The 24723-nt window shown below is 52.6% G+C and carries 30 protein-coding genes; 13 read left to right on the forward strand and 17 right to left on the reverse strand.

What is annotated here, in order from left to right:
* The first annotated feature begins 122 nt into the window (after positions 1 to 122).
* Positions 123 to 1073 carry a thioredoxin-disulfide reductase gene (trxB, locus tag GQ51_RS03850; RefSeq protein WP_047550007.1) on the forward strand — a complete coding sequence of 317 codons (951 nt, stop codon included), beginning with the start codon at positions 123 to 125 and terminating at the stop codon, positions 1071 to 1073.
* 63 nt (positions 1074 to 1136) lie between these two features.
* Positions 1137 to 1763: a Smr/MutS family protein gene (locus GQ51_RS03855; RefSeq protein WP_081987081.1), complete on the forward strand. Its 627-nt coding sequence runs from the start codon at positions 1137 to 1139 to the stop codon at positions 1761 to 1763.
* A gap of 8 nt (positions 1764 to 1771) precedes the next feature.
* Here GQ51_RS03855 and GQ51_RS03860 read toward each other — a convergent pair whose 3' ends face one another.
* From GQ51_RS03860 to GQ51_RS03880, 5 genes are all read right to left on the reverse strand, one after another.
* Positions 1772 to 2251: a nuclear transport factor 2 family protein gene (locus tag GQ51_RS03860; RefSeq protein ID WP_047550010.1), complete on the reverse strand. Its 480-nt coding sequence runs from the start codon at positions 2249 to 2251 to the stop codon at positions 1772 to 1774.
* Between the two features lie 59 nt (positions 2252 to 2310).
* Positions 2311 to 4137 (reverse strand): ABC transporter ATP-binding protein, encoded by a 1827-nt coding sequence (locus tag GQ51_RS03865; RefSeq protein ID WP_047550013.1) that lies wholly within the window; start codon positions 4135 to 4137, stop codon positions 2311 to 2313.
* Positions 4138 to 4146: 9 nt separating this feature from the next.
* A complete protein-coding gene (ispF, locus tag GQ51_RS03870) occupies positions 4147 to 4620 on the reverse strand; it encodes a 2-C-methyl-D-erythritol 2,4-cyclodiphosphate synthase (protein ID WP_047550015.1) in 474 nt (157 codons plus the stop codon).
* Positions 4617 to 5309, reverse strand: coding sequence for a 2-C-methyl-D-erythritol 4-phosphate cytidylyltransferase (gene ispD / locus GQ51_RS03875; protein ID WP_047550019.1), 693 nt, complete (start codon positions 5307 to 5309; stop codon positions 4617 to 4619). Before ispD ends, ispF begins: the two co-directional genes overlap by 4 nt.
* Before the next feature lie 140 nt (positions 5310 to 5449).
* Entirely contained in the window at positions 5450 to 6355 is a 906-nt protein-coding gene (locus GQ51_RS03880; protein WP_047550022.1) for a LysR family transcriptional regulator, read from the reverse strand.
* A gap of 132 nt (positions 6356 to 6487) precedes the next feature.
* Here GQ51_RS03880 and rnk point away from each other — a divergent pair, with 132 nt between their 5' ends.
* From rnk to GQ51_RS03895, 3 genes are all read left to right on the forward strand, one after another.
* Positions 6488 to 6847: a nucleoside diphosphate kinase regulator gene (rnk, locus tag GQ51_RS03885; protein ID WP_047550025.1), complete on the forward strand. Its 360-nt coding sequence runs from the start codon at positions 6488 to 6490 to the stop codon at positions 6845 to 6847.
* A 4-nt stretch (positions 6848 to 6851) separates the two neighbouring features.
* A complete protein-coding gene (locus GQ51_RS03890) occupies positions 6852 to 7271 on the forward strand; it encodes a hypothetical protein (protein WP_047550028.1) in 420 nt (139 codons plus the stop codon).
* 258 nt (positions 7272 to 7529) lie between these two features.
* Positions 7530 to 8456 carry a universal stress protein gene (locus tag GQ51_RS03895; RefSeq protein WP_052177695.1) on the forward strand — a complete coding sequence of 309 codons (927 nt, stop codon included), beginning with the start codon at positions 7530 to 7532 and terminating at the stop codon, positions 8454 to 8456.
* 10 nt (positions 8457 to 8466) lie between these two features.
* Here the strand turns inward: GQ51_RS03895 and GQ51_RS03900 are convergent, their stop codons facing one another.
* Positions 8467 to 9384, reverse strand: a complete 918-nt coding sequence (locus GQ51_RS03900; RefSeq protein ID WP_047550031.1) for a LysR family transcriptional regulator — start codon at positions 9382 to 9384, stop codon at positions 8467 to 8469.
* A gap of 177 nt (positions 9385 to 9561) precedes the next feature.
* Here GQ51_RS03900 and GQ51_RS03905 point away from each other — a divergent pair, with 177 nt between their 5' ends.
* The 5 genes from GQ51_RS03905 (at position 9562) to GQ51_RS03925 (ending at position 13040) form a co-directional block, all read left to right on the forward strand.
* Entirely contained in the window at positions 9562 to 10263 is a 702-nt protein-coding gene (locus tag GQ51_RS03905; RefSeq protein ID WP_047550034.1) for a pirin family protein, read from the forward strand.
* A 49-nt stretch (positions 10264 to 10312) separates the two neighbouring features.
* Positions 10313 to 11191, forward strand: coding sequence for an SDR family oxidoreductase (locus GQ51_RS03910; protein WP_047550038.1), 879 nt, complete (start codon positions 10313 to 10315; stop codon positions 11189 to 11191).
* An 83-nt stretch (positions 11192 to 11274) separates the two neighbouring features.
* Positions 11275 to 11835: a cytochrome b gene (locus GQ51_RS03915; RefSeq protein ID WP_052177696.1), complete on the forward strand. Its 561-nt coding sequence runs from the start codon at positions 11275 to 11277 to the stop codon at positions 11833 to 11835.
* Positions 11836 to 11876: 41 nt separating this feature from the next.
* Entirely contained in the window at positions 11877 to 12437 is a 561-nt protein-coding gene (locus GQ51_RS03920) for a YceI family protein (RefSeq protein ID WP_047550041.1), read from the forward strand.
* Between the two features lie 36 nt (positions 12438 to 12473).
* Positions 12474 to 13040: a YceI family protein gene (locus tag GQ51_RS03925; protein ID WP_047550045.1), complete on the forward strand. Its 567-nt coding sequence runs from the start codon at positions 12474 to 12476 to the stop codon at positions 13038 to 13040.
* Positions 13041 to 13155: 115 nt separating this feature from the next.
* Here GQ51_RS03925 and GQ51_RS03930 read toward each other — a convergent pair whose 3' ends face one another.
* From GQ51_RS03930 to GQ51_RS03980, 11 genes are all read right to left on the reverse strand, one after another.
* A complete protein-coding gene (locus tag GQ51_RS03930) occupies positions 13156 to 13671 on the reverse strand; it encodes a cytochrome b/b6 domain-containing protein (protein ID WP_047550046.1) in 516 nt (171 codons plus the stop codon).
* A gap of 18 nt (positions 13672 to 13689) precedes the next feature.
* Entirely contained in the window at positions 13690 to 13950 is a 261-nt protein-coding gene (locus GQ51_RS03935; protein ID WP_047553802.1) for a PepSY domain-containing protein, read from the reverse strand.
* A gap of 94 nt (positions 13951 to 14044) precedes the next feature.
* Positions 14045 to 15118 carry an alpha-hydroxy acid oxidase gene (locus GQ51_RS03940; protein ID WP_088178143.1) on the reverse strand — a complete coding sequence of 358 codons (1074 nt, stop codon included), beginning with the start codon at positions 15116 to 15118 and terminating at the stop codon, positions 14045 to 14047.
* Complete coding sequence (locus GQ51_RS03945; RefSeq protein ID WP_047550050.1) at positions 15118 to 15798, reverse strand: Fe2+-dependent dioxygenase; 681 nt, start codon at positions 15796 to 15798, stop codon at positions 15118 to 15120. Before GQ51_RS03945 ends, GQ51_RS03940 begins: the two co-directional genes overlap by 1 nt.
* Positions 15799 to 15925: 127 nt before the next feature.
* On the reverse strand, positions 15926 to 18121 hold the full coding sequence (locus GQ51_RS03950) for a TonB-dependent receptor (protein WP_052177697.1): 2196 nt from the start codon (positions 18119 to 18121) through the stop codon (positions 15926 to 15928).
* A 131-nt stretch (positions 18122 to 18252) separates the two neighbouring features.
* The gene (locus GQ51_RS03955; protein WP_047550053.1) at positions 18253 to 18678 is read right to left on the reverse strand and encodes an ExbD/TolR family protein; all 426 of its coding nucleotides are present in this window, start codon (positions 18676 to 18678) and stop codon (positions 18253 to 18255) included.
* Positions 18675 to 19415: a MotA/TolQ/ExbB proton channel family protein gene (locus tag GQ51_RS03960; RefSeq protein ID WP_047550057.1), complete on the reverse strand. Its 741-nt coding sequence runs from the start codon at positions 19413 to 19415 to the stop codon at positions 18675 to 18677. Before GQ51_RS03960 ends, GQ51_RS03955 begins: the two co-directional genes overlap by 4 nt.
* A gap of 31 nt (positions 19416 to 19446) precedes the next feature.
* Positions 19447 to 20256 carry an energy transducer TonB gene (locus GQ51_RS03965; protein ID WP_047550059.1) on the reverse strand — a complete coding sequence of 270 codons (810 nt, stop codon included), beginning with the start codon at positions 20254 to 20256 and terminating at the stop codon, positions 19447 to 19449.
* Positions 20257 to 20331: 75 nt separating this feature from the next.
* On the reverse strand, positions 20332 to 20514 hold the full coding sequence (gene hemP, locus GQ51_RS03970) for a hemin uptake protein HemP (RefSeq protein ID WP_152604109.1): 183 nt from the start codon (positions 20512 to 20514) through the stop codon (positions 20332 to 20334).
* A gap of 384 nt (positions 20515 to 20898) precedes the next feature.
* Complete coding sequence (locus GQ51_RS03975) at positions 20899 to 21387, reverse strand: thermonuclease family protein (RefSeq protein ID WP_047550062.1); 489 nt, start codon at positions 21385 to 21387, stop codon at positions 20899 to 20901.
* Between the two features lie 67 nt (positions 21388 to 21454).
* Positions 21455 to 22426 (reverse strand): quinone oxidoreductase family protein, encoded by a 972-nt coding sequence (locus GQ51_RS03980; RefSeq protein ID WP_047550065.1) that lies wholly within the window; start codon positions 22424 to 22426, stop codon positions 21455 to 21457.
* Positions 22427 to 22581: 155 nt separating this feature from the next.
* Here GQ51_RS03980 and GQ51_RS03985 point away from each other — a divergent pair, with 155 nt between their 5' ends.
* From GQ51_RS03985 to GQ51_RS03995, 3 genes are all read left to right on the forward strand, one after another.
* A complete protein-coding gene (locus GQ51_RS03985; RefSeq protein WP_047550068.1) occupies positions 22582 to 22794 on the forward strand; it encodes a heavy-metal-associated domain-containing protein in 213 nt (70 codons plus the stop codon).
* Positions 22795 to 22823: 29 nt separating this feature from the next.
* Positions 22824 to 24245, forward strand: coding sequence for an aminotransferase-like domain-containing protein (locus tag GQ51_RS03990; RefSeq protein ID WP_047550071.1), 1422 nt, complete (start codon positions 22824 to 22826; stop codon positions 24243 to 24245).
* Between the two features lie 206 nt (positions 24246 to 24451).
* On the forward strand, positions 24452 to 24706 hold the full coding sequence (locus GQ51_RS03995) for a hypothetical protein (RefSeq protein WP_047550073.1): 255 nt from the start codon (positions 24452 to 24454) through the stop codon (positions 24704 to 24706).
* Positions 24707 to 24723 lie beyond the last annotated feature (17 nt).

Raw genomic sequence — 24723 nt, forward strand, 5'->3', positions numbered from 1 at the left:
TAGATTCCGGCCTCCGCACCACAGGCACCCCGATCTGCCAAGTGCTAAAGCACTTGCAAAGTCGTATGCCGGAATGACGGACTTATTGATATTTTTGTTAAAATTTTAGAAAGCAATACACTATGGCAACACGTCACGCCAAATTACTTATTTTAGGCTCTGGCCCGGCAGGCTATTCTGCGGCAGTATATGCAGCACGCGCCAACCTCAAACCCGTGCTGATTACCGGCATCGCACAAGGCGGCCAGCTCATGACCACGACTGAAGTCGATAACTGGCCTGCCGATGCAGACGGTGTGCAAGGCCCGGAACTGATGGCACGCTTCCAGAAGCACGCTGAGCGCTTTAACACTGAAATGATCTTTGACCATATCCACACCACGCACTTGACTGAAAAGCCAATCCGCTTGGTCGGTGACAGCGGCGAATACACCTGTGATGCACTGATTATCGCAACCGGCGCCTCTGCAAAATACCTGGGCCTGGCATCCGAAGAAAAATTCTCGGGCAAAGGTGTTTCAGCCTGCGCCACCTGCGACGGCTTCTTCTATCGCAACCAGGAAGTTGCAGTGATCGGCGGCGGCAATACCGCGGTTGAAGAAGCGCTGTACCTGGCCAATATCGCCAGCAAGGTGACCCTGGTACACCGCCGTGACAAGTTCAAAGCCGAAGCGATTCTTGTAGACAAACTCATGGCACGCGTTGCAGAGGGAAAAATCGTACTGGAAACCTTCTCAACCCTGGATGAAGTGCTGGGCGATGACACCGGGGTAACCGGCATGCGCATCAAAAGCGTCAATGACGGCAGCACCAAGGACATCGCGTTGCAAGGCGTATTCATTGCGATTGGCCATAAACCGAACACCGATATTTTTGAAGGCCAGCTGGAAATGGAAGGCGGCTACATCGTGACGCAGATGGGTCGCGCCGGCAATGCCACGGCAACCAGTGTACCAGGGGTGTTTGCGGCAGGCGACGTGCAGGACCATATCTACCGCCAGGCAGTCACCAGCGCCGGTACCGGCTGCATGGCGGCACTGGATGCCGAGCGTTATTTAGATCACCTGAAATAAATGCATGCTGCCTTTCCGGGCATTCATACCCGGAAAGGCAAATAGACATAAAGACTTAAAGTGATGAAAACGCTCAGCGAACAGATCAAGCAAGTCAAAACGCAAATCAAACAAGCTGAACCCGTAAAAATTGCAGCTGCTGTGACTGAACCGGTGCTGGCACCGGAAGAGCTGTTCAAGCTGGCAGTAAAAGATGCACGCCCATTGCCTGAAGAATTAAAGCATGCCCGCCTGCATCATTCCCCCAAAAAACCTAAACCCATCCCCAAACAGTTCATCCTGGATGAGCGGCAGGCGCTGGCCGATTCATTATCCGACCACTACATCCCGGCACATGAACTGGAAACCGGTGAAGAGCTGCTATACCTGCGTGACGGACATTCGCCGGATATTTTAAGCAAGCTGCGGCGCGGGCACTGGGTGGTTCAGGCCGCCATAGACCTGCATGGACTGATCTCTGACGAAGCGCGCGCTTATGTCGCCAGCTTTCTCAACGACTGTAAAAAACGCGGTCTGCGCTGCGTGCGCATCGTGCATGGCAAAGGCCTGGGCTCTCGCAACAAGGAACCTGTACTTAAGCACAAGCTGCGCGGCTGGCTCATGCAGCGTGACGAGGTGATTGCCTACGCACAGGCGCGAAAAACCGATGGCGGCAGCGGTGCCGTGATCGTGCTGCTCAAATCCCAGTAAGCATTTCGCTACAAGCCAAGCTCGCTCAGGCTGGCGTGATCATCCGGCCGACGCCCCAGTGGCCAGAAGAATTTGCGTTCCGATTCCTTGATCGGCAAGTCGTTGATACTGGCATAACGCAGCTCCATCAGGCCATTCGCATCGAACTGCCAGTTTTCATTGCCATACGAGCGGTACCATTGGCCGGAATCATCATGCCATTCATAAGCGAACCTGACCGCAATACGATTCAGGTCAAATGCCCATAACTCTTTAATCAGCCGGTAATCCAGCTCTTTTGCCCACTTGCGGGTTAAAAACTCAACGATCTGCGCCCTGCCGGCCGGAAATTCCGCGCGATTGCGCCACTGGCTATCAGGCGTATAAACCAGCGAGACCCGCTGCGGGTCACGGCTGTTCCAGCCATCTTCAGCCAGCCGCACTTTAAGCTCTGCGGTTTCACGGGTAAATGGCGGCAATGGTGGCCGTGCATCTGTACTAGCATTCATCATGAACTCCTTGTGCAAATAAACCAGGTTCGTCAGCCGGCCCAAGACCCGGCCGGGCTTTAGTTTTCTACCAGGAAGCCGCCGCTCTGGCGTTTCCAGAACTGTGAATATAAACCGCCTTTAGACAGCAGTGCGTTATGGTCGCCCTCTTCAATAATAACGCCTTCGTCGAGTATCACCAGCCTGTCCATAGCGGCGATTGTAGACAACCGGTGCGCGATGGCAATCACGGTCTTGCCCTGCATCAGCTCGTACAGGCTGCTCTGGATGACGGCTTCCACCTCGGAATCCAGCGCGCTGGTGGCTTCATCCAGCACCAGTATCGGCGCATCCTTAAGCATGACGCGTGCAATCGCAATACGCTGGCGCTGGCCGCCGGAGAGTTTCACGCCGCGTTCGCCCACATGGGCATCATAGCCGGTACGCCCTTTTGCATCGCGCAGGTTTAAAATGAAGTCATGTGCTTCGGCACGCCTGGCGGCGGCAATCATCTCGGCTTCAGTAGCATCCGGCCGGCCGTAAAGAATATTGTCTCGCACGCTGCGGTGCAGCAGGGAAGTATCCTGCGTCACCATGCCGATATGCGCCCGCAGGCTATTCTGCGTCACGGATTTGATATCCTGTCCGTCGATCAGGATACGCCCGGACTCGATTTCATAAAAGCGCAGCAGCAGGTTCACAATCGTGGATTTACCGGCACCGGAACGCCCCACCAGCCCGACTTTTTCACCCGGCCTGATATTAAGCTCAAACTTATTCAGCAGCAGGCTGCGGTTATTGTAAGCAAAGTCAATCTGGCTGAAATGCACATGCCCGCTGCTGACCTGCAAAGGCTGGGCATCAGGCATATCCACTACCCGGTGTGGCAATGAAAGCGTATTGATGCCATCCTGCACCGTACCTACCTGCTCATACAGCGAAGTCATCTCCCACATCACCCAGTGTGAGATGCCGTTGAGCCTTAATGCCATCGCAGTGACCGCTGCAACGCCGCCGACACCTACCTGCCCTTGGCTCCAGAGCCAGAGCGCCACGCTGCCGCAGCTTAGAATCAGCAGCATGTTCAATAGGTGGTTGATGGTTTCGATGCTGCTCACCATGCGCATCTGCTTGTGCACCGTACCCAGAAACTCATGCATGGCAGTCTGTGCGTAGCCGGCCTCGCGTCCCGCATGGGAAAACAGTTTTACGGTACTGATGTTGGTATAGGCATCGGTAATGCGGCCGGTCATGAGCGAACGCGCATCCGCCTGCTGCTGGGAAACCTTGCTTAATTTGGGTATAAAGTAAATCAGCGCACTGGCATAGAGTACCAGCCAACCCAGAAACGGCCAGATGATCAGCACATTGAAACTGCCGACAACGGCCACCATGGTGGCAAAATAGATCATGACGAATACCAGGATATCCGCAACGATAAACCATACATCACGCACCGCCAGCGCGGTCTGCATGACTTTGGCTGAAACGCGGCCGGCAAACTCATCCTGATAGAAACTCATGCTCTGGTTAAGCATCAGGCGATGGAAGTTCCAGCGCAGGCGCATCGGGAAATTACCCGCGAGCGTCTGGTGTTTCAGCAATGACTGCAAACCGATGAATACGGTGCTGAATATCAGCACGCCGGCCAGTAGTAGCAAATGGCTTTTTTCCTGCGCCCATAACTGATCCGGCTGCACTTTGCTGAGCCAGTCCACCACTTTACCCATCATGGCGAATAACAAAGCCTCAAATGCCCCGATCAAGGCAGTCAGCAGGGTCATCACCAGGATATAGGGACGCATGCCCTCGGTACAGCCCCAGGCAAACCGCCAAAAACTCTTTGAGGTAGCCTGGATGGACTGGCTAGGAAAGGGATTGACTAGATTTTCAAACCAGCGAAACATAATGTCCGATCAAAATGGCTTAATAATACAGACCGCCTCAGCCGCAATACCTTCGCCGCGCCCGGTGAAACCCAGCTTTTCTGTAGTGGTGGCCTTAACGTTCACCTGCGATAGCGCAATTTCACAATCAGCGGCGATATTGGCGCACATCTGCGCAGTATGCGGGCTTAATTTAGGCGCCTCACAGATGACGGTAGCATCGATATTGCCCACGCCGAACTGACGTTCTTTAAGCAGCGTCACCACATGCCGCAACAGCTGGCGCGAATCGATGCCTTTGTAACGCATGTCACTCGGCGGAAAGTGCTTGCCGATATCCCCCAATGCCGCAGCGCCCAGCAGGGCATCGCAAATGGCATGCAGCAGCACGTCTGCATCCGAATGCCCATCCAGCCCCTTCTCATGCGGGATCTCCACGCCGCCGATAATGCATTTACGTCCTGCAACCAGTGCGTGCACATCAAAACCGTGCCCTATTCTCATGACGATATTTCCTTTTGCATCAGCACTTCCATCAAAGCCAGGTCCTGCGGGTAAGTGATTTTCATATTACGCATGGAGCCTACCACCAGTTTGGGCTGCAAACCCAAAGCCTCTACTGCCTGCGCTTCATCCGTAGGCACGCCATCAAAGCCGGCCAAAGCTTGATGAAGCAGATCGAAACGGAACATCTGCGGGGTCTGCGCCTGCCATAAACCGTCTCTCGGGATGGTCTTTTCTACCCGCGAGTCCGCATTAGACTGCTTCAGGGTATCCGCCAGCGGTAATGCCAGCAGGCCGCCGACATCATCATGCTCCAGCGCATCCAGCAACTGGTTCAATAATGCAACCGTCAACCCGGGGCGCGCCGCATCATGCACCAGTATCCAGTCATCCGCAGCTACATTCGGCCGCATCGCCTCCAGCGTATTCAGCACCGTCTGCGCACGCGTATCGCCGCCCGTGTAATGCAGGTTCAGGCGGCTATGGCTGTCCAGCGTCAGGCTGCGCCAGAAAAAATCATCTGCGCTCAAGGCAAGGTTGATACTTGAAATGCGGGGGCATGCGAAAAATGTCTGAATGCTATGTGAAACGACGGGCTTGCCGCACAAAGGCAGGTATTGCTTGGGAATGGCGGTAGCCATGCGGTTACCGGCACCGGCGGCCGGGATGATAATGTGAAAACGCGCCATATTGAAAATCTGAACATGTTGGAATGATGGCTAAATTCTAACATGGCGCCCCGCACTCTCCCCATTCCGCAGCAACTAAAATACCGGCCAGAAAGCGCCGCCTGAGTTTAACGGGTCAGCTGACATGCGGCACGGCACATTTATTCTCGATCCCAGTATGGCTCCGCACCGAAGCGCTCTACCAGGAAATCGACAAAAGCGCGGATCTTGATCGGCAGGTTGCGTTTTGGCATATACAGCGCATAAACCTGCTGCTTTGTCGGGATATATTCAGACAGGACCGATCTCAGGCGCTTGGCCTGCAGATCCTTACCGATAATGAACGTAGGCAGCAGCGCGATACCAAACCCACTCAGCACCACTTGCGACAGCGCCTCGTCATCGTTAATCCTCAGCTTACCCGAAACCGATACGGAAACCTCGCCGGCAGGGCCGGTAAAACGCCATAAACCGCGCTCACCGGAATGGATATAATCCAGGCAGTTATGCTTAACCAGTTCGTCCGGAGATTGCGGGATACCGAACTCCTCAAAGTAAGCCGGCGTTGCACAAAGTCGGCGGCGTATGGGCGCGAGTTTCCTGGCTACAAGCGCCTGCGGCAAGTCGCTCGTTACCGAGATCGCAACGTCATAACCCTCTTCAGCCAGGTCAACCACCCTGTCCGTGATCGTCATGTCGATGTCCAGCTCAGGATAACGGCGCAGGAAATCACCGACGGCCGGGGCAATATGCAGCGTTCCGAAAGCAACGCTCGCAACGATCTTGAGTACGCCGCGCGGCTGGGTGTTCAGGTTATCAATCATCTTATGGGCTTCATCCGCCTCATAACCGATACGCGTGCAGTAATCAAAAAAAGCAGCCCCGACCTCAGTCAGGCTAAGATGCCGCGTGTTGCGGTTGAGCAGGCTGGCGCCTAGAGCCTGCTCCAATTTAGCTACAGATTTACTGACGGAAGACCTGGAAACATTAAGCTTTCTGGCCGCGCCAGAAAAGCTTTGCTCATTGACGACGTGCGCAAAAATGATCATCAGATTCAAATCATACATGCGCCTATTGTAGCGTGATAAGAAACAGTGATGTGCATTTATGAGTACTTATTTATTTTGCATGAGCCCATTATCATTCAAGCCTGCCCAGCATGCATGCTGAGCATTTTTTTTTGAAGTTATGGAATCAATATGGAATTAGAAAAGTTAATCATTTCAGATCAGGACTATGCGCGCTTATCCAAACTCAGAGATAGCCAAATACTGGAAGATGAGCTAAGCAGGGCTGTATTAGTGCCTTCCGACCAGGTACCGCCCAATGTCGTAAAAATGAACGCACGCGTCACCTACCTGGACGAAAGCAACGGCACCACCAGGGAAGTCGAGCTGGTCTACCCGGAGGAAGCCGATTCCAGCAACGGAAAGATTTCCGTGCTGACACCAGTAGGCTCCGCTCTGTTAGGCCTGGAAGTAGGCCAGACGATCGAGTGGCTATTCCCAAACCAGCAATCAAGACTGCTGAGGGTCATAAGCGTCATACATACGGCTTAACGATATGCTTGATTTTAAACACACCGAATTAAAGAACAAGACCCTGGTCATTTCTGAGAACGGGTCTTTGTCAGATCACATTGAAAATCTGTTCGCAGACCGTGACTGGCTTGTCGAAAGCATGTCTACGCATTTGATGATCTGGCAAGGGGCCTCATCGGCCATCGATTACCGTTGCGTGATATTTGTGATAGACCAGCATTTCCGCAAGCGTTTCAGCGGGCTTATTACTGAAATGAGTGCAGTGATCAGAAACGCTTCTATGCACACGCCTGTTTATTTACTATTGGAGAATGACGATGACACCATGTTCTCCGCATGGCTCAATCACGTTAAAAAGACATTCAAATTGGCCACTGGCCAGCATGGCCTGCATGAAGCGATACGGAGCATCGTCAGCACGGAAGCGCCATGCGCCTCATAAGCCTTTGCACCTCAAGCGCCGGCACATATCCCTGGCGTTCATATTTTAAAAAAACTTGAACGCCAGGGTCTGCCTGCGCTTATTAAAACCCAATCACATTCCAGATACTACAAGTGCACAGGCAAGTATTCACCAGCTTGCGGCAATGCATGGCCTGCATGCATTGCCGGGCTGATGCCGACGGCGTCACCCGGTGTGCACCGCCACCGGCAACGCTGTTAAAAACCGATCGCACGCAGGGGTTAACTCGTGAAATTAATGAAAAACATTCTGATCGCAGTCGATCTCTCAGACCAGCCCTGCCATGCCGTATCGCGAGGGCTTGACCTGGCAAAAGGCTGCAATGCACATTTCAGCGTTATCCACACACCAGGGATGAACATGTTTCTGCTTTCGTTACGGCATGCCCTGGGCCATAGAACCGATAAGCTGACCCGCAAAGCGTTATGTGAACAGATGACGGCACTACGGAACATTGCAGACCTGCCTGCAAAAAATCCTGACAACGGATCCAGCCTTCAATTGGCACAAGGCATGGCGTTATCGGCCATTCCCAGGTTTGCAGATTCCACCGATGCCGACATGATAGTGATAGCGCTCCGCAGGTCATCGCCTGTGCAGCGCATGGTTATCGGCGTTACGGCCACGCACATTCTGCGTAAAAGAAAAGCGCCGTTACTGATCGTAAAAAACCCCTGTAAAGGCGCCTACCAGAACCTGCTGATTTATGTAGATTTTTCGCCCATTACGGAGTTATCCATCAGAATGGCAAGAGAAATAGCCCCGGAAGCAGACATCGTCCTGTTGAATGTTTTTGGCGTGCCGTTTGAGGGCATGCTGCGGCATGCAGGCGTTGCAGAAGAACTCATCTACCGCCACAGGATCGAGGCCAGGGAACGCGCAACACGCCAGATCTGCGCGCTTGCAAACAAGGCGGGATTGGATTCGCATGAGTTCTCAGTCGTCATAGAGCATGGTGATGCTGCAGAAATCATTCTGGAACAGGCACGCTACAACGCCAGCGACCTCGTGGTGATGGGAAAGCACAGCACCCATATTACAGAGTACATCCTGCCCGGCAGTGTTGCAAAAAAAGTGATGGGCGGGGCTATTGCCGATGTGCTGCTCGTTGCCGACAAGCAGCGCTTTATCTTAAGCCAGCAGCAAAAGCCGCTCGAGGATTAAATGAGCGGCGCTACCTGATAACGTCGCGCCAGAGCCTTTCCATCAGATCGGGGGCTTTCATTTTTTCAATCCACCATTTCAAACCCGCGCCCACTTCCCCGCTGCGCCAGGCCAGGTAAAGCGGCTCCGGCTGCCTTGGCTCTTCCACCTGTTTTTCAACCAGCAGGCCTTTTTCAATAGCATTGCGTGCCAGCGGTTCAGGCAGAAAGCCAAACCCGACGCCAGCCAGCTGGAACTCGTATTTATTACGCATATCAGGCAGCGTCAGCGTATCCTGCCCAAAAATCAGGCCTACGGTACGCGGCTGCATTTTACGTACGCTATCACTGACTGCAATCGCCTTGTATTGATACAGCTCGGCCTTGCCAAGCGGTTTGTCGATCGCAGCGAGCGGATGCTGCGGCGAAACCGCAAATACAAACTTGGTGGCGCCGATGATCTCGGCGCTATATCCCCCGCCGGATGGCCCTGCCCCGGCTGCGGCCACGAGCAGGTCCACCCTTCTATCCATCAAAGCCTCCCAGCTGCCGGACAGCGCCTCCTCCGAGAATCTCAGCCGTGTCAGGTTGGCTACTTTGTAAAACTCCGTTATTTCTGCTATCAGCGCTGTCGGGGAAAAAATCGAATCCATGCCGATAGCGAGCTCCGTCTCCCAGCCGCAGGCAACCCTGCGCACCCTGTGTTCAAGGTCTTCTGCCGCCTTCAACAGGTAACGCCCTTCTTTCAGCAACTCTTTTCCGGCGCCGGTCAGCGTGACTTTCGGACCCTGCCGCTCAAACACCTGCACGCCCAGATCCTGTTCCAGCTTACCGACTGTGTACGAAATTGTCGACGGTACTTTGTGCAGCTCTACTCCGGCGCCGGCAAAGGTGCCGCAGCGGTCAATGGCATCAAGTATCAGCAGTGAATCCAGGCTTATTCTAAACATTCGAAATTTTCGATCATAGATTGATAATCTTTCCGTTTTTCATACGGGAACGAGCAGTTCATAATACACATCACATTAACGGGTGGCGATATATTTAAACAATATCGTGTTTCAAATTATCGCATATAGATTAATGAAGATTCAAACAAATAGATCGGCAGACAGGAGTCATAAATCATGTTACAGGTTCTAAGAAACAGCCAGCGCGGCACCGCAGACCATGGCTGGCTGCAATCTAACCATTCATTTTCATTCGGCCATTATTACAACCCGGATGAAATGGGGTTCGGGCCGCTGCTGGTGATTAACGAAGACCGCGTGCAGCCGTCACGTGGCTTCGGCACGCATGGCCATGACAACATGGAGATCATCAGCTATGTGCTGAGCGGCGCATTGGAGCACAAAGACAGCATGGGCAACGGCTCCGTGATCCGATACGGCAATGTACAGAGGATGAGCGCCGGCACCGGTGTGCAGCACAGTGAGTTCAACCACTCCGGTACCGATCTGGTGCACTTTTTACAGATATGGATCAAACCTGATGTCACCGGCATTGAACCGGGCTATGAAGAAAAGTATTTTGACACGGCATCAAAAGCCGGAAGCCTGCGCCTGATTGCCTCGCCTGATGGCCGTGATGGCTCCGTACTGATTCACCAGGACGCGCATATATTTGCATCCATATTGAGCGCTGGTGATCACGTGAAATATGGCCTGGCACCCGGACGCACAGCATATGTGCACCTGATACGCGGCCATGCTGAAGTGAACGGCATTGAATTAAACAGCGGGGATGCATTAAAGATCAGCGAAGAAACCCTGATTGATTTTAAAAACGCCGCGGATGCGGAGTTGCTGCTGTTCGATCTGCCTTATTAACTTATTCATCAATTTTTAATTCATTATCTTTAGACTCAGGAGTCATGCAATGAACCAGGAAACAATACTTATCGTAGGTGCAGCAGGCAATAACGGCACGGCGGCCATTGAGGCGCTTGTGAATAGAAACGGCAGCCATATCAAGGTGCGTGCAGGTGTCAGGAGTGCAGATAAAGCGGCACAGCTTAAAACACGCTTTCCCGCGATTGAGGCCGTACTTTTCAACCTCGATGAGCCAGCGACGCTGAAGGCCGCTTTTGCAGGCGTGTCCAAGGTGTATATCATCCCAGGTAACGTCGAGAATCGCGCCCAGCATGCCAAGAACGCAATCGATGCGGCAGTTGCAGCAGGCACCGTCAGGCAAGTGGTGCTGTTATCCGTAGTCGGCGCCGAGTGGGAAGCCATCCTGTTTGCGAAACAGTTCCGTGAGGCGGAAAAATACCTGGAAGCCTCAGGCCTGCCCTGGACACACCTGCGCACGATCTGGTTCCAAGATAACTTCTTCGGCTGGGCTGATGGCATTAAAAACGGCACACTGTATTTTGGCATCAGGGATGGCAAACTCGCACCGTTGAATGTTAAGGATATCGGTGAAGCCGCATCTGTGATCCTGACCACAGACGGCCACACCGGCAAGGCATATAACCTGACAGGCCCGGAACTACTGTCGGGCAATGATATTGCGGCGATATTTGCACGCGTCACCGGCCATGCCGTTGATTATGTATCACCGGATGAAAACTCAACCTATGAGTCACTGACAAGCGCAGGCTGGCCAGTGTGGCAGGCCAAAGGCTTGCTTGAACTGTTTGAAGTGTTTGCATCCAACCAGGCGGCAGTGGTCACCCCTGATGGTGAAGCGCTGCTTGGCAGGCCATTGACCAGGCTTGAGGACTATATAAATGCCAACAAAGAGGCGTTTATTTAACCCTTCACTATATTTAAGCGGCGAATCCGGGGAACTATTACCCGGATTTGCATTCAGTAATCAATTACACCGGAGCCCCATGCATGCAATATCAGCAACAACTTGACCTGAGTAACCGTTACACCAGAACTGCCATGAGCCTGCATTGGTTCATGGCCGTACTATTGCTTGGACTGTTTGCCGTTGGCATATACATGCATGAACTGCCATTATCCCCCTGGAAACTGCAGGTTTACTCCTGGCATAAATGGGCAGGTGTAACCGCATTCATACTGGTATTGGCAAGGCTGGCCTGGCGGTTTACGCACCGCCCGCCGCCATTGCCGATCAATATGTCCAGGTCGGCGGAATTAGCAGCCCATGCCGGGCACGCCCTGCTTTATGTGCTGATGATCGCGATTCCATTGACAGGCTGGCTAATGAGTTCAGCCAAGGGGTTTCAGACCGTGTATTTCGGCATTATCCCGATCCCTGATTTGCTGGCTAAGAACAAAGAACTCGGCAACCTGCTGCGTGAAGTGCATGAGGTCCTGAATTTCATACTTGCCGCAGTTGTCATCGGACACATTGCGGCGGCCATCAAGCACCATCTAATCAACAAAGATGATGTGCTGACGCGTATGTTGCCGCGCAGCAGAAGCTAACACCGACTCAACATGAAATTGAATAAACAGAGACATTGATAATGAAGAAGATTACTGCAATCGTGGCGGGCAGCCTGGCATTCGCCGCCCAGGCACAAGCCATTGAGTTCAACCACATCCAGGCAGAGAAAAGCACGCTGGGTTTTGTATACAAACAGATGGGGGTGCCCGTTGACGGGAGTTTCAAAAAGTTCAGCGCGCAGCTCAGTTTTGATGCCGCAAAGATCAGCACCGCAAAAGCGGCGCTGGATCTGGATGTCAGCAGCATTGACGCCGGCTCCGATGAAGCCAACGACGCGGTAGCCGCCAAGGAGTGGTTTAATGCCAAAGCTTTTCCGCGTGCAAGATTCGAGTCCACCGGTTTCAAGGCATTGGGCGGCAACCGCTATGAGGTCAGCGGAAAAATGACAATCAAAGGCCGCACGCAAACCGTTACGGCACCGTTTACCCTGAACCAGCAAGGCAACAATGCCCTTGTGGATGGGGTCTTTGTTCTGAAACGCGCAGATTACGCGATTGGCGAGGGATCATGGTCTGACTTCGGCACTGTCGCCAATGAAATCCAGATCAAATTTCACTTTATCGCAAATGCAGGAAAATAAGCAGCATTTTTATTGATCATTTAACAGGAGACATGAATGAAACGTTTTACATTATTAGCAATTGCAGCAACATTTTCTACGGCGGCACTGGCCGCACCTGAAACCTACGTAATCGATGGCTCGCATACCCTGCCGCGCTTCTCTTACGACCACCACGGCTACTCAACCCAGTTGAGCCGCTTCGATAAAACCACAGGCAAGATCACGCTCGACCGCGCCGCGAAAACCGGATCCGTAGACATCACCATTGACACGACATCCGTCAACACCGGCTACCCATTATTCAATGAGCATATCCAAGGTGAAGATTTTCTCTACACGGCCAAATACCCGAAAGCCACATTCACTTCAAACAGCGTGAAGTTCGATGGCGACAGAATTGCCAGCATCGATGGCACGCTGACACTGAAAGGCATCAGCAAACCGGTAACACTGACAGTCACATCGACACTGTGCAAACCGCATCCTATGGTTAAAAAAGAAGCCTGCGGCGCCAATGCAACCACAATCGTAAAACGCTCGGACTTCAATATGGCGAAATACGTTCCTTACGTGAGCGATGAAGTCACGATCACGATTCCGGTAGAAGCGATTAAAGAATAATCAGCAGTCTTTTAAATGAAAAAGCGCCAGTGGCAATTCCTGCCTCTGGCGCTTTTTTTACGATCACCTCGCATGAATGTCTTTGCTGCATCCGTGCGTTTACCAAGCCACGGCATCAGCCCTTGATCATGGCCTTGATCAGGTTCCTGCGCTGCAGCCTGGACATCAGCAATACCGCCAGCAGATGCAAGACAACCATGGCCTGCAGCAGGCTGGATAATATTTCATGGATCTGCACCGGCAGATCCTCGCCCCAGTATAAATCAGTGCGGCTGATCCAGCCGGTAAAGCCAAGCAGCACGATCAACAGCCACATCACATAAACAGCCAGCTGACCCAGCGGGTTGTGGCCGTGGTGGTCAGCCACCTGCCCGGTTCTGATCCCGTGCAGGTGCAGCCTGATGTCTACAAATCTCGGCACAAAAAACCTTGAAGCAGCCGAACGCGCCAGCCAGAAGCCATCAACCAGGCGCAGCAGCACAAATACGATGCAGGCATAGCCCAGCAGGCGATGCCAGTAGCCGGAGTCATTGAAGAAATTCACCATCACGCCTGTAGCCACTGCCCAATGCGTCAACCTGACGGTCAGGCTCCAGGCACTGTCAGCGGATTGGGAAAGATTCGCTTTCATGACTTGCAAGCTGCCAGCCTATTTTTCCACTTCAGCTTTGATGATGGCTAGGGTCTTGGTGTCAAAATAGATCTCTACCTTTTTACCCTGCTTGTTGCGGCCGTAAATCTCATAGCAGTTAGCGTCCACCTTGAATTTCTTGATGGTGTAACCCTCTTCATTCAACGCTTGCTTTAAGGTATCTTCAGAAGCCCACTCCGATTTCGGGTATACCGGGCAATCAGCTCCGGCAAGCGCCTGCAATGGCAGCAGGGAAAATAACGCGAATAATAATTTCATTTCATAGCCTTTCAAAAAATCAATCAAAAATAGAATCATTAAATACCGGGGCAGTCAATTCCTAGCGCCGGTAAACACCTGGCCCTGATAAATGTCAGGCCTGGTACACATATGTGCCGCTCCTGATCGCGGTCAGGTCTTTGGCGCCGGATAATGCCATCGTCATCTCCAGTTCATCGCGCATCAGCCGTATTACATGGGCAACGCCAAGCGCCCCGCCTGAAGCAAGCCCCCAGATATACGGTCGCCCGACCATGACCGCATCGGCGCCCAGTGCAAGTGCCTTGAACACATCCTGGCCATTACGGACACCGCTATCAAACAGGACTTTTGCCTTGCCGGAAATTGCGCGGCTTATGTCCGGCAGCAATTGCAGGCTACCCGGCACGCCATCCAGCACGCGGCCGCCATGGTTGGAAACCACAACGGCATCACAGCCCAGGCTTACCGCATGCTCCGCATCTGCAGGATGCAGGATGCCTTTAATGATCAAGGGCACCGTAATCTGGTCCCTAAGCCACATCAGGTCATCCCAGCCCGGAGCCTGTTTCATCCAACCATCGAAGACGACGCTTGCGCCCGTTGCATCGGCCAAGGCGATCGGCGCCTCAAGATTGACGGCGCTCACGTCTTTAGGCAAGGCAATTGCAGCCTGCTTGACCGGCGCATCTACCGTAAACATGACCGCACTATAACCGGCGCTTAACGCCTTTTTCACCAGCCGCAATGTAGTTTCGCGGTCAGCCTGCCAATACAGCTGAAACCACAGCGGCTGGCCTGCGGCCTCGATAATCGTCTCCAAAAGCTGGCTTGCCAGTGAGCTGACCACCATCTGCCCGCCTTGCGCTACGCCGGCCATCGCGCTTGCCGTCTCGCCGTCAGGGTGGAATAAGCGCTGGTAAGCCAGCGGCGCCAGAATGACCGGGTGGCTGAAAGACTGCCCGAACAGTTCAACGCGGGTATTGCCTCCCCTCACATCCGCGAGAGGCCTCGGCATCAGGCTGACATCTTCAAACACCTTGCGGTTCCTGGCCGAAGTCAGGCCCTGGCCGGAGCCGGACTGCAGGTACTGCCAGACTTCCTTGCGCAGGCGCTCTTCGGCATGGGGTAAATAATCAATCGCGGTCTGGATATCGGCAGCAGGCGACTTTAAATAGGCGCGATGCATCATTCTGTCCAGCGCCTCAACAGATTATGATAGCTGCCCGTCAGCTGAATCACCGGCGCGACTTCACCAATGTTCGCGCGCAGGTCAACCAGCGCCATGTCCATGTCGTACAGCAGGCGGCGCTTGACCGGGTCGCGCACCATGCTCTGGATAAACATGAAGCAGGCGACGCGCTGGCCGCGCGTTACCGGCGTTACCTGGTGAACGGAAGAAGATGGATAAACCACGATACTGCCCGCCGGCAATTTAATGCCATGGGTACCGAACGTATCATCAATCACCAGTTCACCGCCGTCATATTCGTCCGGCTCAGACAGGAACAAGGTTGCAGAAACATCGGCACGCACATAGCCGCTGCCGTCAGGCATCATGCGCATCGCATTATCCACATGAAAGCCATAGGCATTGGCATCGCCTGCATAACGGTTAAAAAACGGCGGCAGTATCTTTAGCGGTAGTGCCGCAGAGAAAAACAGGGGATTGCGGTTCAATGCAGTCAATACGATCTTACGTAATGCGCCCATTTGCGCGGCTTGTTCAGACAACTGCTGGTTATTCTTGACCGCAGCGGCCTGCAGCCCGGCCGTCACCCGGCCATCAACCCAATCAGCGCCAGCCAGCAAGGCCTGCGCCTGCTCGAGCTCCTCCCTGTTCAATACCTGTGGTATCTGCAATAACATCGCATCTCCTCTTTATCTATCAAAACTTCTGCCGGGCGGTACGCTTAACCTGGTCGCAGCATGCAATCACAACATGCGATAAAGCCATGCTGAAACAGCATGACTTTATCGTGATTGCTAACCGTGATTAGAATTTAAACTCAGTGGTGAGTATCGCGGTACGGCTATTGCCCGGAACGCTGAAACCGCCATTGTCATAAATTGCGTCGTAATAGGTTTTGTCCAGCAGGTTCTTGACGTTCAGCTTGACTGCCCATTTCTTTTCTTCATAACTTAACATGGCGTCTACACGTGCATAACCCGGCAGTTTATTCGGGTCAAACTTGCCATCCGTAAAGTTATTTCCCGGGGTCGCACCCTGTGGGCTGTATCCAAGACGTTCAGCTTTGGCTTCCAGACCCATGCCGAATTTCCATTTCTCGGCAAACTTGTACGTACTCCAGATATTGAAAGTAGCCGGCGGCGTGTTTCTTGGGCGCTGTCCCTGGTAACCGCTGTAAGACTTTGTGATCACACCGGTATTCGCGTTCACGTTTTCTGCCACTTCCACGATCTCGGCATCCATGAATGCCAGGCCGCTGAACACTTCCCAGTTTTCTGTAATACGGCCGGCCAGCTCAAACTCCAGGCCATTGGTACGACGCTTTTTCGTCAGGATCGCCGCGGTTGATTCCAGGTCTGTGTTGCGCTCCCAGTCTTTTTCAGTGCTATACAGCGCAGCCCTGAAAGCCAGATCGCCATCAAGGAACAGCCATTTACTGCCCAGCTCGATGGTTTTGCTTCTTTCAGGCGGCTGCGGTTTCACGGTCAGCTGGTACAAGTCAGCCGTCGGGCTGAAAGAATCGCTGTAACTTACGTAGTAATGCGCTTCCGGGGTGTGGTGGTACGATAAAGCCGTACGATAGCTGTTTTCACCGTAACTTAACTTGGGTGAAGTCGCGCTGGAGTAATCCGCACGCAGCTCATCGCGGCGCATGCCGAACAGCACATCCCATTTTGGCGCAATGGTCACCGTATCCTGGAAGTACACGGCATAGTTATCCGCATCGAACTTGGTCGGATTGGCAGTATCCTCGGTACCTGCATTGTAGTATTTCTCGGCACCAGGCGCGAGATCAATCAAAGTACTGCGATAATTCTTCTCTTTGAGATATTCAACCCCAGACAGGAACTGGTGCTTTAACCCGGCCAATTCAAATTTAGTGCTGAAATCAGACTGCAGGGTCTGCGTCTGGTAATGCATTTGCCGCGTAACGGCACCGGTGCTGCTGAAATCTGCCGTTGGCAGCACGGTTGAACTTGGCTTCTGTGCCCAATAGGCACGCACATAGTCGGCATCCCTGAATTGTGTACGCAATTGCGTATCTTCACTGAACTTATGCGTGAAGATGGCGGTAGTAATTGACGTGTTGCTGCTATCAAAGTTCTTGCTGCCGCCGTAATACACGGAGTCGTCGATTTTTCCGCCTGCGGTATTGACATTGACAGGCCGCTTGTTGAAGAACGAAACGCCGAAATCCGGATCATCATCGGTTTTGGTCGTGACATGGTTCAGGAAGAACTCGTTATCTGTCCCGATACCGGTACCAAAGCTAAGCGCGATACCCTGACGGTCAAGCCTTGGCCTGTCGCCATTGGTTGGATTCTTACGGTAGTTCTCTTCCGCACGGTCCATCACGTTGAGGCGGATTGCCGTGGTATCGCCCAGTTTTTGATTGAAATCGCCGGTAAACTGATGATAGTTGTAGCTGCCCAATGAGCCGCTCACCGTGTTTTCATCAGTAAGCTTTGCCATTTTTGACACCTGGTTGATGACGCCGCCCGCCTGACCACGGCCAAACAGCATGGCCGCTGAACCACGTAACACATCCACCTGCTCCAGGTTGAAAAGCTCACGGTTGTATTGCGCAGTATCACGCACGCCATCAAGGTAAATATCGCCGAATGTATAAAAACCGCGCAGCATCATGTTGTCGCCGGCACGGCCGCCTTCAGCCGCATTGAATGTCAAGCCAGCCACATTTGACAGCGCTTCTTTCAGTGATGCAAGCTGCTGGTCCTTCATCAGGCTGTTCGTCACGGTAGTGACCGCCTGCGGGATGTCATGCGGATCCTGCAGCACTTTGCCGACACGCGTTTTGGTTGCCTGATAGCCATCTGCAACCGGTATTGCGCTGGCCTTGACATTCACCTCCTCAAGCTCCTGCTGTTCAGCAGCTTTTTCCACTTTCTCCTCGGCGATTGCAGTCATGGACTGCACCGCAAGGATCACCGCCAGGTACAGCGATTTCTGTGCAGATTTTTTTTGTTGATACAATTTCATAGTATTGCGTCCTAGTTCCCGATAGGCACGGATAAAGGTGCCCTAATGTCATTGGCTGGCTAACTAAGTAGGTTGTATCAACAATACTCACTGGCTGGCTGAATTTTGATTGCGACCTGCGTCGCGGTTAATTATTTTTTTGCGGGCTCGCTTACAAACCCTAATTTACTGATACCGACGTTCTGTGCATCTGCCATCACTTCGGCCAGAACCTGATAGCGCGTTTCTTTGTCGGCGCGTATATTCAATTCCGGCTGTGGCTTCTTCACGGCGATTTCCTGCAGCCTGGTTTTTAATTCCCCCTGCACGATCACCTGGTCATTCCAGTACATCTTGCCGGAGCCATCAATGGATACCGAAATCACTTCCGGCTTCTCGGGCAAAGGCTGGCTGCTTGCCTGCGGCAGGTCGATTTTTACCGCATGCGTCAGCAATGGCGCAGTGATGATAAAGATCACCAGCAATACCAGCATCACATCCACTAATGGTGTGGTATTGATCTCTGACATAGGTGCGGTATGTGATGTCACACCTGCACCGCTCCCTGAACCTATCATGCCGGCACCTCTGCAATATGAATGTGTTCTTTGGCTGAAGCCAGTTTCGCCTCATCATGCGCCGATTTAATCACGGCACCTGTCGTTAACAGTGTATGCAGGCTGTAGCCAAACTTTTCCAGCTCGCCGGAAAGCGCACGATTGCTGCGCACCAATGCGTTGTAAGCCAATACGGCAGGAATCGCCACTGCCAGACCCAGCGCAGTCATGATCAAGGCTTCGCCGACTGGCCCGGCGACTTTATCCAGCGTGGCCTGGCCGCTTGCACTGATACTTGCCAGCGCATGATAAATGCCCCACACCGTGCCAAACAAGCCCACGAACGGCGATACGCTGCCGACTGAGGCCAGCACGGTCAACCCGCTTTCCATCTTCGCACTCTCTTCTGCAATGCTGCGATTCATTGCACGTGCAACAAATTCATCCTGCGTGACCTGCTCCGAATTTCTGGATGCATGCAGCTTATGATGCTCAGCCGCTGCCACTGCTTCTTTTGCGAGCACAGATAAAGCGGTCTCCTGGTCTATTTTTAATGCTGCATTCAAGTTGGGCGCATTCCAGAACTGCTGTTTATAGCTTTTATAGGCTGCACGTAAACGCCATGCCGCTATGCTTTTTGTGATAATCAGATACCAGCTTGCCACTGACATGATCAACAACGTAGCCGCCACCAGGAAAGACACCACACCACCGGCGGCGATAAACTCCCAGGCATTAAATTCATAACCATTCTGCATACTTACTCCTTGATTGATATTAGCTGTCAGCTTAGCTGTTCAGTGAAAACTTCACCGGCACCAGCACATAGGCACTGACAGGCTGATTACTGCGTTTAGCAGGAATAAAACTCCACTTTTTCACAGCCTCGATTGCCGCCCGGTCAAGCTTTTCATAGCCGCTGCTGGAATCAAGCTGTACCGTTTCCGCCAAACCTTTTTCCGACACCAGCACCTTAAGCAGCACGCGCCCCTGCTCACCCGCCCTGCGTGAAATAGAGGGATACGCCGGTGCTGGGTTATTCAGATAAGCGGCACCAAACCGCGGTGGCTCAACCACCGGCTCAGCCTCAGCTTTATCCTTGGCGGGCGCTTCTACCGGCTGGGCAGCTTCTTCAGACTTAACCGGGCTTTCTGAAGACGCAGCTTCAGTCACCGCCGGCATTGCAGATGGCTCACTTCTGGCCGGCAATGTAGACTCCACTTCTTTTGCAGGCAACTCAACCGGCTTTTGTATTGGCTTTACTTCCGACTTCTGTTTTTTAGGTACGGTGACCACCTCAGGCGGCTGCTCCGTTACCTGCGGCTCTTCTGCAGATGGGGCGTTGACCAGGCTGACTGTCATCGGCGTAATCAGCTGCTCCTTTACCTCAACATCGGTACTGGCGATTAACATTCCGGCCAGGATCAGCATGTGCACCGACAGCACGGCTGCCAGCATCTTATAAGACGGCGCTGTGTCTTCAGCTTCACTTGCAGCCGAAGCGGATGCCAGCGGCAAGTCACGTACGCCGGGTTCATCAATTGCCGCATCCGACTGGAACCAGCTTGAATTTGCCACCAACTTCAGATTAGCCACCATAATTCTCTCCTGCTCCGTTAAGTGTCACCATCACCGGATCACTTTTTCCATCTTCACGAAATCCCACTGACCTGCCTACTTGGTAAGAATGAGTTTGCCCTGATTGGTAATACGCAAACGGTAACTTTCATTCGCATGCTTGATCAGCAGCTCACGCGCACCGTTAAATAAAACTTCACTGGTAATAACATAGGGATTGGACGAATCGACAGCCCTGCTGCTAAGCACTTTGCTATCTTCCATCAGGCTTTTATCCATTTCGCTTTTTATCAAATTACCACTCATGAATACAAATGATAATGATTCTCATTTGTTTGGTCAACAAAAATTTATCCAATTGCAATAATTCAGTAAACTTTGTTCGGAAAACAGGCAAATATCGCTTTCAAATCAAGCCGGTCAAGGGTTTTGTATCGGCTAGACAGTGACTGGAACAAACAGCTTAAGTGCGGCATTTAAAGCGTGAGGACTTAAAGTGTGGCGCAGTAATGAAATACACAGGATATACATCAGGATGATGATGATGTTATATGGATATAACGGCAAGAAACAGAAAGCGATACATAGAGCACTGCCCCGTCATTGGCGACAGGCGGCATGGCAAACGTGAATGATACGCAGCTGATGGGCGCTGCTGAAAGATTACGGGTTTAACCTGCCTTGTTTCCTGAATTCCCATGGCGGGGTCGGGTTCTTGTCAGCCCACAAGCCGATGCGCTTATTTTCGGCTACATTCTGGGCCTGCATATATTTTTCAGAGTCCTCGGTTGGATGTTCGTTCTGGTAATGCCTGAAAAACCAGGCCATGCCGCGCTCGATCTGCACTAGGTTCACATCAAGCCCATATACAAGCACCCTGCCCACCACGTGTGGGTAATAATCACGCCTGATCAGGTCGACCGTCACTTCTTTACCGGAAACCAGGCTGGAAAGAGATTTTTTTGCAGCGGCTCCAAATGGTTGAGCCTTTTCAGGGGCATCGATGCCAGAAAGCCTGACCTTGTAGTCCTTATGCGCAGCATCGCGTACCGTAATGGTGTCGCCATCAGCCACGGCGACCACGCGCCCGGTAATCACATCGGCATGAGCCGGCAACGCGAGCAATAAGCCTGCTAACAAAAGTTTTTTCATAAAAATTCGGTAATAATCAAACAGTCAATAAAATCACACTACCATACAAATCAGGCAGCAGTAAAAATCAAACAGTCAGCACAGTGGCACCGGTTGTTTTTCTCGCTTCAAGGTCACGATGCGCGATCGCGGCATCCTTAAGCGGGTAGGTCTGGTTCACATGAACTTTTACCTTGCCTGAAGTCACCACCTGTATCAGGTCATTCGCATTTGCTTCAAGCTGAGGCCTGTCGGCAATAAAGGTAGCCAGTATCGGCCGGGTGATCAATAGCGAGCCCTTCTGCGCCAGAACAGATAAATCCACAGGCGGAACCGCACCAGACGACGCACCGAACAGCACCATGAGCCCACGCGGCCGCAAACAATCCAGAGACTTCATAAAAGTATCTTTGCCTACCGAGTCATAGACCACAGCCAATTTCTGCCCGCCGGTAATTTCCAGCACCCGCGACTGGAAATCCTCGCGCGCGTAAACAATCGGGTAATGACAGCCATTGGCTTTCGCCAATGCGGCCTTTTCATCTGTAGACACTGTGCCGATCACCGTTGCACCCAGGGCTGCCGCCCACTGGCAGACAATCAAACCGACACCGCCGGCGGCCGCATGCACGAGAATAGTATCGCCGGGGCCAACCTTGTAAATATCCCGGATCAGATAACGCGCCGTCATCCCTTGCAGCATCATTGCTGCTGCCGTTACATCGCTGATCGTGTCAGGCAGTTTGATTAAACGGTCAGCGGCGATAAGCCTTTCTTCCGCATAAGCACCCATCACCGAGGCGTAAGCCACCCTGTCGCCAACTTTCAAGTGGGTCACGCCTGCACCAACAGCGTCAACGATGCCCGCCGCTTCCATCCCCGGAGTAAAAGGAAGCGCTACCGGATATAGTCCCGTACGGTGGTAAACATCGATATAATTCAGTCCGACAGCTGTTTGTTTCAGCCTTGCCTGCCCAGGGCCGGGAGCGCCGACATCAGTCTCCTCCCATTGCAGCACATCCGGGCCGCCAACCTGATGAATTCGAATAGCTTTAGACATCGTGACAATTTCTCCGGCATGATATAAATTTTTCAACACAAAATAATATCATCAAAAAATATAGCGTTAGAATATAGTCAGCGTAACATCGTAGCTTAAGAAGCGATTCTTTGTGTGACAAGCCGTGATCACACCATTCAAACAGGAAAAACATCATGCAAACTGAACATTTAAAAGTAACAGGCTTAACCTGCGGAGGCTGTATTAACAGTTTAACGAATGCCTTGAAAGCTGTCGCTGGCGTAAGTGATGTCAAAGTGATACTGGCAACCGGTGAAACCTCTGTGCAATACGACGAACATGCAACCTCGCCAGCACAGTTGCGGTCAGCCATAGACAACGCAGGTTTCGCAGCCGAGCCAGGCTAAACGGCACCAATGATTGAAACCTGCCAATCATGAAACTTTACGAACAGCTTGCCGATTCCATTGCCAAATCCATTCAACAAGGCACGCTCTGCCGGGGCGATAAATTGCCCTCAGTTCGCCACACCAGCTTCAGCCGCAAGGTAAGCACATCGACAGTACTGGAAGCCTACTACCTGCTGGAGGCACGGGGGCTGATCACTGCCCGCGAGCGCTCCGGCTACTTTGTAACCAGTGGCGGCATCAGCATCCCCTCCTCCCCGGAACCTGCGATGCAGGCAGACCCGGAATTAACGCGGGTTGATGTCAGCGAACTCGTGTTCCAGGTGCTGCAATCGATCCGGGTTAAAAACATTGTGCCGTTAGGCTCTGCATTTCCCAGCCCGCTTTTATTCCCGCGTGCCAGCCTGGCCAGAACCATGGCTTCCAGCATACAGACTATGGATCCCTGGTCCAGTGTGGATACCCTGAGTACCGGTGATGCCAATCTGCGGCGCCAGATTGCATTGCGCTACATGATTGATGGTTTGCACATAGCCGCTGACGAAATCATCGTCACCAATGGAGCGCTGGAGGCCTTGAATCTATGCCTGATGGCTGTAACCAGACCCGGCGACACGGTGTTGATCGAATCCCCGACCTTTTACGCCGCCCTTCAATCCATAGAACGTATCGGCCTGCGTGCAGTAGAAGTGCCGAGCCACCCCAAAGACGGCATAGACCTTGAGGCGATGGAAAGGGCAATAGAACGCCACCGGCCGCAGGCATGCTGGCTAATGACCAATTTTCAGAACCCGCTAGGCAGCTTGCTTTCCGCTGAAAAGAAGCAAGCATTGGTCGCCCTCATCACCAAACATCAAGTGCCGCTGATAGAAGACGATGTTTACAGCGAACTCTACTTTGGTGAAAAAAGACCGATGCCGGCCAAAGCTTTCGATACAGAAGGCCTGGTCATGCATTGCTCTTCATTTTCAAAATGCCTGGCGCCCGGTTACCGTGTGGGCTGGGTAGCTCCCGGCCGCTATGCACAGTCAGTGGAGCGGCTTAAACTCACCACCACAATCTCAGCTTCTGCGCCTGCCCAGATCACTTTAGGCAGGTATCTGCAAAAAGGCGGTTATGACAAACACCTGCGCAATCTCCGTCACACATTGCTCGTGAACCAGATCAAGTTCGTTGAGGCCATCGAACGCTATTTCCCTCAAGGCACTTGCCTGACAGCGCCACAGGGCGGGTATTTCCTGTGGATCAAACTTCCGGACGGCGTGGATGCGCTGAAGCTGCACCAGCTGGCTGCGGCCCAAGGCATCAGCATTGCACCTGGGCCGATTTTTTCTGCCCAGAGAAGCTTCACCGACTATATCAGGCTGAATTACGGCCATCTCTGGGATGCGAGAATTGAGGCTTCCCTGGCAACACTAGGTAAACTGGTCAGCAACCTCATGCCGCAATAAAGAACCAGGCAGGCAATCTATCATGCTGCATGCGCATGCCATCGTGATTGCTCCCCCGCCCAAAACCTGATGCTTTGCCACGGATTCATGCACGCTTGCCCTCCAGACAGGCTTCAAGTTTCTTGCTGTCTGCTGACGCTTAACCTATAGTGAATGAATGAGTGCATTGAATAGCAAGCGCATTAAAATAACAATGGAGAACCAATATGAAAAGACTGCAAGTAACAATCAACCTGGATATGGATATTCCGGATGAATGGACGCTGATAGACCATCCGGATGGTGTTCCTGTGTTAACCCTGGCGGATGGGCGCTATATGTACATGAGCTTTTTACCTATGTTTACCAAGGAACTGCAGCCTGAATCAAACTGGACCAGCGAGTGTTCTGCCAAATTCGCAGAGGAAGTTGTTGACATGGTGCAAGATGAAGAAGTCGAGATGAAGATCATCAGCAACTAGAAACCGCCAGAAACCAG

Source organism: Methylotenera sp. G11, assembly GCF_000799735.1.
Lineage (GTDB): Bacteria > Pseudomonadota > Gammaproteobacteria > Burkholderiales > Methylophilaceae > Methylotenera.